Annotated in this window: 15 protein-coding genes; 6 read left to right on the top strand and 9 right to left on the bottom strand. The window is 55.8% G+C overall.

What is annotated here, in order from left to right; translation table 11 throughout:
* Positions 1-18: 18 nt before the first annotated feature.
* The 5 genes from ACCD05_RS22365 to ACCD05_RS22345 form a co-directional block, all read right to left on the bottom strand.
* Positions 19-885 (bottom strand): TauD/TfdA dioxygenase family protein, encoded by an 867-nt coding sequence (locus ACCD05_RS22365; protein ID WP_111564257.1) that lies wholly within the window; start codon positions 883-885, stop codon positions 19-21.
* A gap of 118 nt (positions 886-1,003) precedes the next feature.
* Entirely contained in the window at positions 1,004-2,092 is a 1,089-nt protein-coding gene (locus ACCD05_RS22360; RefSeq protein WP_111564256.1) for an ABC transporter ATP-binding protein, read from the bottom strand.
* The gene (locus ACCD05_RS22355) at positions 2,089-2,892 is read right to left on the bottom strand and encodes an ABC transporter permease (RefSeq protein ID WP_111564255.1); all 804 of its coding nucleotides are present in this window, start codon (positions 2,890-2,892) and stop codon (positions 2,089-2,091) included. The genes ACCD05_RS22360 and ACCD05_RS22355 overlap by 4 nt, the downstream gene beginning before the upstream one ends.
* 1 nt (position 2,893) lies before the next feature.
* A complete protein-coding gene (locus tag ACCD05_RS22350; RefSeq protein ID WP_413395430.1) occupies positions 2,894-3,787 on the bottom strand; it encodes an ABC transporter permease in 894 nt (297 codons plus the stop codon).
* A 9-nt stretch (positions 3,788-3,796) separates the two neighbouring features.
* The gene (locus tag ACCD05_RS22345) at positions 3,797-4,840 is read right to left on the bottom strand and encodes an ABC transporter substrate-binding protein (RefSeq protein ID WP_111564254.1); all 1,044 of its coding nucleotides are present in this window, start codon (positions 4,838-4,840) and stop codon (positions 3,797-3,799) included.
* Between the two features lie 451 nt (positions 4,841-5,291).
* Here ACCD05_RS22345 and ACCD05_RS22340 point away from each other — a divergent pair, with 451 nt between their 5' ends.
* On the top strand, positions 5,292-5,600 hold the full coding sequence (locus ACCD05_RS22340) for a DUF736 domain-containing protein (RefSeq protein ID WP_111564253.1): 309 nt from the start codon (positions 5,292-5,294) through the stop codon (positions 5,598-5,600).
* Positions 5,601-5,660: 60 nt separating this feature from the next.
* Here ACCD05_RS22340 and ACCD05_RS22335 read toward each other — a convergent pair whose 3' ends face one another.
* A complete protein-coding gene (locus ACCD05_RS22335) occupies positions 5,661-5,786 on the bottom strand; it encodes a hypothetical protein (RefSeq protein WP_413395427.1) in 126 nt (41 codons plus the stop codon).
* Positions 5,787-5,961: 175 nt separating this feature from the next.
* Here ACCD05_RS22335 and ACCD05_RS22330 point away from each other — a divergent pair, with 175 nt between their 5' ends.
* The 3 genes from ACCD05_RS22330 (at position 5,962) to ACCD05_RS22320 (ending at position 8,452) form a co-directional block, all read left to right on the top strand.
* Positions 5,962-6,354 (top strand): hypothetical protein, encoded by a 393-nt coding sequence (locus ACCD05_RS22330; protein ID WP_413395425.1) that lies wholly within the window; start codon positions 5,962-5,964, stop codon positions 6,352-6,354.
* A gap of 410 nt (positions 6,355-6,764) precedes the next feature.
* Positions 6,765-7,196, top strand: a complete 432-nt coding sequence (locus ACCD05_RS22325; RefSeq protein WP_111564252.1) for a hypothetical protein — start codon at positions 6,765-6,767, stop codon at positions 7,194-7,196.
* 188 nt (positions 7,197-7,384) lie between these two features.
* Positions 7,385-8,452, top strand: a complete 1,068-nt coding sequence (locus ACCD05_RS22320; protein ID WP_111564251.1) for a GlxA family transcriptional regulator — start codon at positions 7,385-7,387, stop codon at positions 8,450-8,452.
* A gap of 178 nt (positions 8,453-8,630) precedes the next feature.
* Here ACCD05_RS22320 and traR read toward each other — a convergent pair whose 3' ends face one another.
* The gene (traR, locus tag ACCD05_RS22315; protein WP_112989774.1) at positions 8,631-9,335 is read right to left on the bottom strand and encodes an autoinducer-binding transcriptional regulator TraR; all 705 of its coding nucleotides are present in this window, start codon (positions 9,333-9,335) and stop codon (positions 8,631-8,633) included.
* 292 nt (positions 9,336-9,627) lie between these two features.
* On the opposite strand from traR, the gene ACCD05_RS22310 reads away from it, so the two are divergent.
* Complete coding sequence (locus tag ACCD05_RS22310; RefSeq protein WP_018010295.1) at positions 9,628-9,807, top strand: hypothetical protein; 180 nt, start codon at positions 9,628-9,630, stop codon at positions 9,805-9,807.
* Positions 9,808-9,861: 54 nt separating this feature from the next.
* Positions 9,862-10,419 carry a hypothetical protein gene (locus tag ACCD05_RS22305; RefSeq protein WP_111564249.1) on the top strand — a complete coding sequence of 186 codons (558 nt, stop codon included), beginning with the start codon at positions 9,862-9,864 and terminating at the stop codon, positions 10,417-10,419.
* Positions 10,420-10,442: 23 nt separating this feature from the next.
* Here the strand turns inward: ACCD05_RS22305 and ACCD05_RS22300 are convergent, their stop codons facing one another.
* Positions 10,443-11,057 (bottom strand): TraH family protein, encoded by a 615-nt coding sequence (locus ACCD05_RS22300; protein WP_111564339.1) that lies wholly within the window; start codon positions 11,055-11,057, stop codon positions 10,443-10,445.
* A gap of 13 nt (positions 11,058-11,070) precedes the next feature.
* On the bottom strand, positions 11,071-11,651 hold a 581-nt coding region (locus ACCD05_RS22295; protein WP_413395422.1), incomplete at its 5' end, for a nitrilase-related carbon-nitrogen hydrolase.

The following is an 11,651-nucleotide window of genomic DNA, read 5'->3' as shown; positions in this document are numbered from 1 at the left end:
GAACCTCTCTTGTCCGGCTTAGATCGGGCGTTCGCCGGATGTCGTCGTGCGGTGCATGACGCGGACGAAAGAAGGATCGAATGAATCGCGTCGGTGCATGGTGCAGCGGTTGTCCCACATCATGATGTCTCCTTCGTCCCAGCTCTGAACGAAAACGTGGCTACCGTTCGTTGTGTGATCCCACAGCTCCGCGAGTATGGCATTGCTTTCATGAATGCTCATACCGACAATCCATGCGCCATCCGATGTGCCACCAAGGTAAAGGGCTTTTCGTCCCGTTTCGCCGTGTGTTCGTACCAGAGGGTGGACAATACCGCTCCATTCTCGAAAGTCCCGGCTGCTTGGCTCCTCTTTCCCGAGTCTGATCTTCCCGGTCTTGTCATAAACGTTCTGGAAGAAGATCTGCCGGCCATCGATGGCTGCCTTTAGCGCGGCCGGTAGCGTCTCATATGCAATGTAGGTGGAAAGGAAGTAGGTATCTCCGCCCGAAGGCGGAATTTTTATGGCGCGCAAGATGGCGCCTGCTGGCGGCTTCTCATAGAACCAGGTATCCGTGTGCCAGGTCGCTTCGCTGTTGCCCATCGCGCCGCTTGGTTTTCCGTCCTTCATTGCGTTGCTGATCACCAGAATTTCTGGGTGGGACGGGTGACCACCCTCCTGCAGCTGCTTTGGATGAATAACAAATTCACCGAAGTGTCGCGAGAACCTCACCTGCTGGTCGTCTGTAATGCGTGTATGCTTGAAACGAATGACCCCATACTGGAGCCAGTATTTGCGGATCTCGTTGATATCGCGCTCATCATAGCGAGCGAAGTCGAAACCCACGATGTCCGCGCAGACATTGCTGTCATGCTGGACCGCGGTTATCTTTTCTCTTGTCAACATTCTCGTATCTCCTGCGGATGAGCCTCCTTTTGAGGCTGTCCTGATCTTATTTGGGAGCTTGACGCGTGCTCCAATAAAGAAGCAGTTGCATTGATAAGCGATGGTTATCGACCGATTGCTACTCCTTCAGGAGCGTGACAGCCGAGGGATCGATCCCAAGCCTTATCGGCTCGCCCGTCGCCGGCAGAAAGCCTGCTTCCGCCGATCGGACCGCCGCGCAAAGAGAAAGGCCCGAGCCGATCTGAATTGACAACTCCAGGGACGCCCCGAGATTCGTCACGCGATCAAGTCGACCTTCCAGAACGTTGAGGTGTTCTTGGGCCACGAATGGCGTGTCCCCCAACACGAGCACATCCTCAAGGCGGATGACGCCATAGTGCGGTGTTGCATGAGAGGGCGCGACAGCCACCCTCAGTGTAATCTGGCTGCCGGTGACCGCCACCTCGCAACCTCCCGGTCGCTTCACCATCCGTTCAACACCGATGATGTTCGATCGGCCGATAAAGTCCGCCACGAAGGTTGAAACTGGATGTCGATAGAGTGCATCCGGCTTCCCCTGCTGGGCGATGACCCCGTTCGACATGACCACGATGCGGTCTGACATCGCCATCGCTTCTTCCTGATCATGGGTAACATATACAAAGGTCATGTTGAGCTCACGTTGTATGTCCTTCAGCTCGCCACGCATGGATTCCCGCAGTTTCAGGTCGAGGTTTGACAGTGGTTCGTCCAGGAGAAGAACGGATGGCCTGGGTGCCAAGGCGCGGGCGAGGGCGACACGCTGCTGTTGTCCACCGGAAAGTTCCTTCGGGTAACGATCAGCCAGTTTTTCGAGATGTACGCCACGCAGGCTCTTTTCCACGATTGAAGCGATCTCGATCTTGGGGGTTCGCTTCATCTTGAGGCCGAATGCGACATTCTCAGCCACGGTCATATGAGGAAAGAGCGCGTAGTTCTGGAAGACAAGCCCGATATTTCGCGCCTCTGGTGGCACATTTACCTGACTTCGACCTCGTATTTTGATGTCTCCGCGGCTTGGCCGGTTGAAGCCGGCAATCATGTTGAGCGTCGTGGTCTTGCCACAACCGGACGGTCCGAGAACGCTCACGAACTCGCCTTTCGGGATCTGCAGGTCGATGTCCTTGACGACCGAAATCGCGCCAAACGCCTTGCTTACGCAAACCAGTTCGATATCAAGTTCGCTCATTTGCTACCTCCATGAAGCTGGGCGGAGAAGCCGCCAAATTTTTCGAATGCGAGGATGACGACGAGGATGAATATCATCGACGCCACATTGACCGCCGCCAGGACCGGATCGAGGCTGTATTCGAGATAATTGATCACGGTTATGGGGAGCGTCGTGTCTCCGGGACGTACGAGAAACACGGACAATGGAATGTTGTTGAAGGAAATAACGAACGCGAACGTCATGCCGGACAGAACACCCGGCTTAATCGCCGGAAGCAGAATATGCCAGACCCGCTGCCAGCGACTAGCACCTAGGACTTGACCCGCCCGATCAAGGTTGCCGTCGAAATTCGCGATCGCGGTGGCGGCCATTCTAATCACGAAAGGAAGCGCGAGCACGCAATGGGCTGCGATCAAGGAGGGCGTTCCAAGCAGGGGCTGCAGGCCAAGGATGGAGAGAAACAGAACGATCGCGACCCCTTTGACAATTTGTGGAACTGAAAGCGGGGACAAAAGCGCGGCCATGACCGCGCTGCCGCCTGGGATACGTTCGAAAGCCACGATGTAAGCGGCGAGCGTACCAATGATGCCGCTTATCAGCGACACCGCTATCGCGATTTTCACGCTGAGCGCGAACGGCGCCAGCCATCGCTGCGAGACGAGGTCCTGATACCAGCGAAGCGTCCACGCCGATGGACTGAAGGTGACGTCGGCCGTTGGGCTTAGCGATGCGGCCACGACCACCAGCAGCGGAAGCGTGATAAATGTCAGAACAATCACGAGGGCAGACCAAAAGAGAATGGAAATCAGCCGGTTCATTTCAACCTCCGTGTCTTTCACCGCGCTTGTCGCGCAGACGTGTCTCGACGTTCAAGCCAGCGTAGGAGACAACGAGCATGAGAACGAGCAGTGCGTTCGCCATGACCGCGGCGAATGACCAATCCACGTAAAAGAGCACTTGTTCGGATATCATGGTCGCGAGGACCTTGAAGCCTGCTCCTCCGAGAAGCGCGGGGGTCGCATAGGCGCTCGCCGCCATCGTGAACGACAACAGGAGCGCGCTGACAATTCCGGGCACTGACAATGGCACGAGGATCATTGTGATGACCGAGAGCCGGTTTGCGCCGAGCATCTGAGCTGCTCGTTCGAGATTTTGATCTATGCCTTGAATGCTTGTCGTGAGCGACAGAATCGCAAAAGGAAGGACCACATGCGTGAGGCCCACCACCACCGCGAAAAGGTTCTTCGATAAGCGCAACGGCTGATCAATAAGACCCCAGTGCAGAAGGATGTCATTGATGAAGCCGCGATCTTCCAGAATAATGAGCCATCCATAGGTTCGCAGCACGACCCCTGCGAGTTCCGGAGCAAGCGCGAGCGCTAGAACAACGATGCGAAATCTGCTTTTCGTACGTGCGAGATAATAGGCTAGTGGAAATGCCAGCGCGGTCGCGGCCACCGCCACGAGACATGACATTATCGCGGTTCGCCAAAAGCCCTTCAGCGTCAAGCCGTCATTTAGGAACCGTTCATAAGCTTGGAGGCCCAGGGCGCCCGAGGACGGATCGTGGAAGCTTGTCCCGATCATCATCCCCATGGGCATTGCAAAGAAGAATACGAGCATGAGGCCGGCGGGCGACAGCCCGAAAGCCGGTAAGAAACTGTGGCGCGAGCCGCGTCGCCGGTCGGGGAGATCAAGTGCGAGTATGGTCATGTTCCTTCCTCACTCCTGATGCGCGACAACGTCGCGCTCCCATTGCTCTCCCCACTCTCGCAGGCGTGCGGCAATAACGGAGAGATCCGGCAAGAGCAGACTTTCAAGGTCCGCTTCCGTCGTGATCTGTCGGGCTCTCACTTCATCTGGAACGTCGATATCTGTCCGTGCGCTGCCAACCTTGTAAGCACGCACCCACGCTTCCTGACTGGTCTTGTCCAGAAAGAAATCGATGAACTTCCTCGCAGATGCCTTGTGTTCCGCCGAGATCGGAATGTTGAGCGTCGCGATCAGTGGAATGGTCCCTTCAAGCGGTCGAACGTAGTCGACCGGGAAGCCACTCTCCACCAACAGTTGGGCGCGACCGTTCCAGAACGGCATGGCCCAGACCGTTCCGTCCTTGATATAGCTTTCCAAGATTGCCGAGCTCTGCTCAAATCCGATAGACTGCCTTGCAACCTCGGACATCGCCTTGAAGCCTGGGTTAAGATTCCCCGTTAAATCGCCGCCGTTCATGGTCGCGAAAATCTCGACCAGATACAGCGCCATGATATTCTGGAATGTCGGCAGCACGATCCTGCCTTTTAGTTCTGGCGATGCAAGCGCGGACCACGACCGGGGCGGTGACGCCATCTTATCGGTCCGGTACAGGAGCGACATGTACTGAAGCTCGTGGACAGCGCCGCAAGGGCCCGCCGAGCCGGCAAGTTTGGGTGCCACGTGGCGAAGGTTAGGGATGGCTACAGGATCAAGTCGTTCCAGCACGCCATCGTGACAGCCTTGCAACGATTGAGAGGCGGTCATCACAACGACATCAAAACCCGGGCGGCCCCTGGTTGCCTTGATCTTGGCATAGTCCTGCGACGCCGCGCCGACAGCGTCGTAGACGACATCTATGCCCGTTTGCCGCTCGAATGGTTCAATTATCTCGCGCCGGATGATGTCTTCGTATGGGCCCCCATAGCTGTTGACGACAAGGGTCTCGGCGTGAAGTGCCGGAGCCAGGCAGAGGCTCGATACCGCGACCAACATGGCGGCATGAATCTTTCTCATGGTTGTTCTCGCTGTTGACGTTGTTCCCGGAGGAAAGGTCGTCATCTGCGTGGCGCCGGTCCAATAGCGTATTACGACGATTCATTCGCTGGCCCTATAAGTGCAGGCCAAGTCAACGAGCGCCGCCTTTAGTGGAGGCGGATCTTCGCGGACACGGCAAGGGGCAATCATGTTGTTACTTGTCTTGAGGGCGTCCGCGAATAGTAGCGCGGCGCGCCGCTGCTCGTGACGCCAAGAACATGTTTCGCCAAACGTGTTTAAGCTGGGCGCGCACCTGATCCGCGCCGAGCCAATGTCACCAGCGCGCATCACGCTCCACCTCTACTCGCAGATCTGCGACTTGCCGCGCCGTACTCCCTTGCGCCTTATATCGGCGGGCTAGTTTCTGATGGCCCTTTTCAACAGCTGCCGGCGCGAAGTCCGGAGCACCAAGGATTGAAAGGAACGAAGAATGGCAACGATTGGGACTTTTGCTGCTACCGAGAGCGGCTACACCGGCTCTATTCGTACGCTGGCAATGAACATCAAGGCACGCATTGACCGAGTTGAAAGCCCCTCCGAGAAAGGACCTCAGTACAGGATTTACTCAGGCGCCGTTGAGTTTGGAGCCGCATGGAAAAAGACCTCCGACCAAGGCCGTGACTACCTGTCGATCAAGCTCGACGATCCTAGTTTCGCCGCTCCAATCTACGCAACGCTCGCCGACGTAGAGGGAGAGGACGATCTCAAGCTTATCTGGTCCCGTCCAAACCGAGATTGAGATAGCATAACGGCCAGCTTCCCCGGGGCGTTGCGATCTGCGCTTCGGGGTCGACGAATTTCAAGGAGACGCCGTGTGGGAGACATCGGAAGGAGCCAATGTGCGATACCCGCGAAGATGCTTGTGTTTGAGCAGATCGAGAGAAAGCCGCACGGCATCCTGTTCGTGTTCAAACTGATGGTTCATGGCCTGTCCTCCACGCAGCTAACTTGACGGGGCACTTGAAACGTTCTCGATTTGATGGATTTTCCCGCCCACCTTCGTGCTCTTCGTTCGCCAAGACCGTCGCGGGGTGGACGACAATGTTGACACTCTGCTTTGTACGGTACAAACAAGGCTGTTAATTATCTAGGAGACGTTCATGGCCGACGAAATTTCCGAAAATCCGACAAGCGCAGAGCCGGCGGTGTCGCAGGAACAACCTAAGAAAACGCGTGCGCGCCGTCGAAGCAAGGAAGAGATGGCCGCCGCACTCGCCGAGAAGAATTCCAAACGTGCATCGAAAACCAAGTCGGTGTCCCTGGGGTCCTCCGTGAGCGTCGTGGCGAAACCGACACAAAAGGTTGCAACCAAGGCAGCTTCGCTCAAGGTCACGAAAGGCAAGAAAAACCTCGAACCTTCCACTCCTGTCGGAGCCGCCGGTCTCGCTGATCTGATTGCGCTCGAATCTGAAAATCAGAGGCTTCGCAAGTCGTTGGCGCAGAAGCTCCGTGCCGAAAACGCAGACCTTCGTAAGAAGCTCGGCCTGGATTAGAACTAGGCTTCCTTTACTGGGCGGCTCGGTCCTTGATCCGGCGCCGACTGTTGAACGTGACCGGGCCAGCGTCATCCGCTTGCGACGAAAGCTCCATACCGGCCAATCATTGAGCCGACCGAAGCGTTCTAACTGGAGATAGCCAAGCGCCACTTATCGGGAGGCGGTTGGCCATGCCTTCACCGAGGTTTGTTCCGAGGATTAGCTTGTTATCGAATGGGTGTAGTCACGCGCGATATCGACCTTGCAAGCCGTCGGTCGCGCAACGTCCGGGCGGCACTGCTCCTTGCACTCTCGCGACGGGCTCCCGTGCCAATGGCGATTGGCGTGCGAGTAGACGGCACACGTGAATCAGCTTAGGTCTTGGGGGTGATTGGGACGTTCGCTTCTAGGGGAATTCGGGAGGTGACATGTTTGGTTTCTTTAAGCGGAAGAAGCACGCTTCGTTTTCACCTGAGGTTCAACTTCTTTGGGCCGAAATCGAGAAATTTCGTGTCCGGTATCGAGGAAATGGGAGGCCCAATGAGAGGGCTTTCGATGATGCCGCCGAGGAAATTTTTGCAACACTGATTGCTCAAGACAGTCTAGCAGCGGTTTTAGTCATCAAGCGGGGATGGTCCGTGGCGGATGCCGCGCATATGATGATCGCAGAACATGTGTCTGCCGAGATCCTGTCTGGGAAACTGCACAATTCCCGAGGCATACTTGGCGAGAAAGGCAACGCATATCTGAAGCTCTTCAAAGTATGTACGGAAAGAATGATCGGCACGGGTCGTATACCCGCCCAGGAAGGCTATGCCGGGATGCGCGAGTTCGAGCAGGAGATTGCGACCATCGGCTAGTCTCTCTCGGCCGTCGATACTATTCGACATTTCCAAAGAAATCGCGTTGCACTTCAAATGGCTTAATCTGACAAGCGAGCAGATGAGCGGACTCTTACGCGTGGCGGGTGACAGTCTCTCGTTGCAAAGTAGCTTGAAAGTGCTTCCCACGTTAAAATCAAGAATATGCGTGCTATCTTGGGAGCGCCATGATCCGCCATCAAACCTCGCAAAGCAGAACGAGTAGCAAGCCGCCGGTCAAACTTAAGATCGGCTTTTTGCTGGCTAGAAACTTTACGTTGAATGCCTTTTCCCTTTTCGTTGACACTTTACGTCTCGGAAGTGACCAAGGAGACAATTCCGGGCGGATTGCATGTGATTGGTCCGTGATGAGTTCGACGAGCCATTTCATTGCCTCAAGCTCTGGCGTTCAGGTCGTTCCAACGTCGCTTTTGAAGCCAGCTAATGATTTCACCTATCTGGTGGTCGTGGGAGGCCGTCTCAACGAAGAAGAGGTGTTGGATCCTGAAACCCTTCGATATCTAAAAAAGGCATCCGAAGACAACGTGCCTATTATTGGCCTGTGCACCGGTAGCTTTGTTCTGGCTTCGGCGGGTTTGTTGAAGGGCAAGCGGGCATGTGTCAGCTGGCTGCATCACAAGGAATTTCGCGACAGGTTCCCTGAAATCTCGGTCTCATCACACGAACTGTTCGTGGAGGACGGAGACATAATTACCTGCGCGGGGGGAAGCAGCGCGGCAGATCTCGCCGCGTTCCTGTTGAACAGGCATATTGGTGAATATGCGGAAAGAAATGCATTGGAGATACTTCAGATCAGCAGACGTCGAGATGCCAGGGAGATGCAAACTCGCAACCCGCTTGGACAGGCCGCCGATGACAAGCGGGTCGAACTGGCGCTCTTGATCATGGAGCAGCATGTGGAGGATCTGCTTGAGATCGAGGACATTGCCACGCATGTCGGTTTGTCCCGACGGCAGCTTGAACGCACATTCAGAGCAAGATTGGGGGTTTCTCCCTCCGCGGCTTATCTAACGATGCGCCTCGATAGTGCCAATCGGCTCGTTCGTACCACCGCCGTGAGCTTAGCGGAAATTGCCCTGATGACAGGTTTCGAGAATTCCTCGCACTTCATCCGCAGATTTCGAGAACGTTTCGGCGATCCTCCAGCGACGGTCAGAAAGATGCTCAAACTCGAAGTTCAAGCTATCCAGCAGCCGCTGACCACGTTGGCCAATTTGGAAGGTGATAATTCATAGCCATACCGCGATCGCATCTAGCGAGTCAGCCCGATCGGCATCATATCGGGTGGCCGATAGGTCAAGGTAAGTGCGCGCCTGCTTTCGAAATGCCGAAGCCCATCTGCAACACGGCACTATCGGGATGGCCGTTGCGTTCCGCGACCGATACTACGTCGTCGGCAATGTCTAAGACAAATCACATCAATCCACGTCTGATGGCCAAAGCCACCAGCTGCGTGTTATTGCAAAGGTCGTATCGGGCTCTCAACGCCTCCAATGTCTTTCGGACGGTGTTGTATTTTAGGTTTTCGACGTCGGCTACGTCTTGCACTGTTTTGCCGAGTTCAAGCCAACGTGCGAAAATCACCTCCTTCGGAGTGAGATGAAAGGGCTCCTCGACCGATGGTGTCACTTGCAGCGCCTGAATGCGAGCATGGACCTGCGCGACAGTGGAAGCCGCCATCACTGCATCGATCTCTCCATCGATGGCCGGCCGCGGCTTACTAGAAGCCAAGGTCAGCATGGCTGTCCCGCGGTTTGGCAGAGCAACTGGAACGGTAATTCCCGATCGGATGTTAAAGTCCGCGGCATTGGCGAAGAACTCCTTCTGCCGCTTGGACATCGATGCCGTATCTGTTTCTGCTGACCATGAGAAAGCGCGTCGAAGCTTCTTTGCCCGCTGAATAACGGGGTCAAGTAGCTTAAAATTGTTATGGAAATAGTGGTGTTGCCAATCGGGATGGTAATTGGATATCGCGAGGGTATGACCGAAACGAAGATCGATATAGGCATATCCGGAGAATTGGAAGCGTTCTGCTAGATCGGAAAGCGCGGATTTTAGCGTGTTCTGATCGCGTGCTATGGCGGTAATATCGAGTAAGGTGTCAAGCCAATGAGCCAAGGTAATATCCCCGTGTTGACCGCCTGCATCGCGCGAGAGTAAATTGAAACATATATCCACATTTCTAGCAAGGCGAGCATTTCTGAGAGGAGGTCGAGCACCGAATTTCGGCGTCATCACTGCAAGTCTTGCGAACCGAAGCCTCCCGCTTCATCAAAGTCTCGCTGAAATGAACGTTTGCAGCGACTTAGCGAAAGGAAACTTAATACGGCGCAGCGCCTGGTTGGCGTTTGCGCTTTCGCCGGAGTCCCTGCAATAAAGTTTAGGAAACTAGCTCAGGAGGGCCTTAACGATGACAGACATCCAGCTGGAGGCGCTCATAGCGCTCATGGAAAAGCGGGCGGAAGACGCCGCCAAGTCTCCAGATGACGCGCGCCGTCATCTGATGGACGCCGGCATTGTGTCTGCCGATGGCAAGCTCGCTCCGGAGTACGCGCGCGACGACGACGCTGAGGAAGCGGCCGCCGCTTGAGTTTCAATTATCCAGCATACGCTGGGCTACCACGGCTGCGACAAGGCTGTCGGTATGGCTGCGCTAACTGGCGCATCACCCGTTCTCCCGAGTGAAAAGGCTTATGACTGGCTCGGATTCGGCATCTATTTTTGGGAAAACGATCCTGAGCGGGCGCTTGAATGGGCGACGCAAAAAGCTGAATCTGGCGCCTACGAAGAGCCTTTCGTGATCGGGGCAATTATCGATCTTGGCAATTGCCTCGACCTCATTACTCGCAAGTACGTCCCTCTCATCCAGACCAGCTATCGTATGCTGAGGAGCCAGATCGAGGCGACTGGCGGAAAAATGCCTGTGAATCCCGATGCCAGAGGCGACAGGAATTCCGACAAACTGGTGCGGAAGCTGGATTGCGCCGTTATCAACTATGTCCACGAGATCGCCAAGGAAGCCACCCTTCCGGCATTTGACACGGTTCGAGGGCTATTCCCCGAAGGTAATGAAATCTACTATAGCGCTCGCTTTCACGAGCGTACCCATACGCAGATCGCTGTTCGCAATGATGCCTGCATCAAGAGGTTCTTCCTTCCGCCGGGAGAAGCGTCAGCACTGACTTTCCCGGCGTCGCCTTAACGGTCATTCATTGGAAACGCTCGCTATCTCTGACCGCCAATCCTCGACAGATCGATCCTGATACTTGCCCCATCGATATCGCTTGTGTTTGGCGGTTCGGACTCACTTACTGCCGGCGCGGGCTCGGCAGGCTCTTCCTCCACGCCCTTCGCCTTGCTGTCCACCTCGGGAACTGCGCCCCCCGGATCCTCGCCTTGAAACACGCCTTGGCCCTCGAACTGACCTGTGTTCCAGGCGTAGACCGCATCGTCGAAAATTTGCGGAAAGACCTCTGCGCTCGTGGGGTTGCCATACCATTTTCTTACGATCCGAAGGATCTTGGCGAACATCGCAGATCCCTTTCGGAGATTCTCACAAGGCTCGACCAGATCGGACGCGATCTCGGAGCTATCTTTCACGCCCACACCGGCCGGAAGCTGCGTCACGCCGACACGGACCACCGCCTGGCCGACATACTGCCGGACTATACCCATCGCCTCGTCGGGGGTTTTGGGCTTGGGAATGAGGATGAGGCGGCCACCCGATTTGACGGTGACGGCGAGTGGGTCGCCGGAGCCGACCGCAGACACGAACTGCTCAACGATAGCTGGCTTGAGCGTCGGATCGGCGCACTCCTTGATAAAGGCCGGGTCCATGATTTGGGCTCCAGGATCAGATGTTGAAGGACATGACGAGAGGTTTATCGAACAGCCGTGCCCAGGCTTCTGTGCTGGCGCGCTGAATGGCAGTGATGGAGGTTCCTTTGGTCCACCAGTCGTTTCCAACGGCTATGACGAGATCCGGGTCATGAAGCATGGACTGTAAGACGGGCCAAATAATCAACTGCTCATAGCAGATGAGCGGAGCGACGCGCTTGCCGCTGACGGACACGACGGGATTTGCAAAAAAGTGTGCCCTTGCTCCGCCGGGTCTTCCGATCACTGGCAACCAAGGTTGCCACATCGAGCCCGGCACGGGCATGCGTTCCCGATAAAGGATCTCGCTTTCGGTGGCCGACACGCGAACAAGCACGTTGTCATATCCTTCAGCATCGACGACGGCCGCGCCGGCGATAAGGTTCAGATCTGTGCCGGTAAGCTGCTGCTGCCAAAGGTTTTCGACCGACGGCGTCCAGAACCCGAGAGCGCTTTCAGGCAAGAGCATGGTGGCGACGTCAGAGCTGGCTCGGGAAATTTGGACAGGACGGATAAGTGGAATTTCTGCCTGACTTCGGCTTAGATGCCGGGAACAGG

Source organism: Rhizobium sp. Rhizsp42 (genome assembly GCF_047304155.1).
GTDB lineage: Bacteria > Pseudomonadota > Alphaproteobacteria > Rhizobiales > Rhizobiaceae > Rhizobium.
This window is presented reverse-complemented; position numbering and strand designations above follow the sequence as displayed.

Excerpts from the sequence above, each read along its gene's own strand:
- ACCD05_RS22365 (WP_111564257.1), bottom strand. The coding sequence starts at position 885 with ATGTTGACAAGAGAAAAGATAACCGCGGTCCAGCATGACAGCAATGTC.
- ACCD05_RS22340 (WP_111564253.1), top strand. The coding sequence starts at position 5,292 with ATGGCAACGATTGGGACTTTTGCTGCTACCGAGAGCGGCTACACCGGC.
- ACCD05_RS22320 (WP_111564251.1), top strand. The coding sequence starts at position 7,385 with ATGATCCGCCATCAAACCTCGCAAAGCAGAACGAGTAGCAAGCCGCCG.
- ACCD05_RS22350 (WP_413395430.1), bottom strand. The coding sequence starts at position 3,787 with ATGACCATACTCGCACTTGATCTCCCCGACCGGCGACGCGGCTCGCGC.
- ACCD05_RS22355 (WP_111564255.1), bottom strand. The coding sequence starts at position 2,892 with ATGAACCGGCTGATTTCCATTCTCTTTTGGTCTGCCCTCGTGATTGTT.
- ACCD05_RS22305 (WP_111564249.1), top strand. The coding sequence starts at position 9,862 with ATGGCTGCGCTAACTGGCGCATCACCCGTTCTCCCGAGTGAAAAGGCT.
- ACCD05_RS22330 (WP_413395425.1), top strand. The coding sequence starts at position 5,962 with ATGGCCGACGAAATTTCCGAAAATCCGACAAGCGCAGAGCCGGCGGTG.
- ACCD05_RS22335 (WP_413395427.1), bottom strand. The coding sequence starts at position 5,786 with ATGAACCATCAGTTTGAACACGAACAGGATGCCGTGCGGCTTTCTCTC.
- ACCD05_RS22310 (WP_018010295.1), top strand. The coding sequence starts at position 9,628 with ATGACAGACATCCAGCTGGAGGCGCTCATAGCGCTCATGGAAAAGCGG.
- ACCD05_RS22360 (WP_111564256.1), bottom strand. The coding sequence starts at position 2,092 with ATGAGCGAACTTGATATCGAACTGGTTTGCGTAAGCAAGGCGTTTGGC.
- ACCD05_RS22345 (WP_111564254.1), bottom strand. The coding sequence starts at position 4,840 with ATGAGAAAGATTCATGCCGCCATGTTGGTCGCGGTATCGAGCCTCTGC.
- ACCD05_RS22325 (WP_111564252.1), top strand. The coding sequence starts at position 6,765 with ATGTTTGGTTTCTTTAAGCGGAAGAAGCACGCTTCGTTTTCACCTGAG.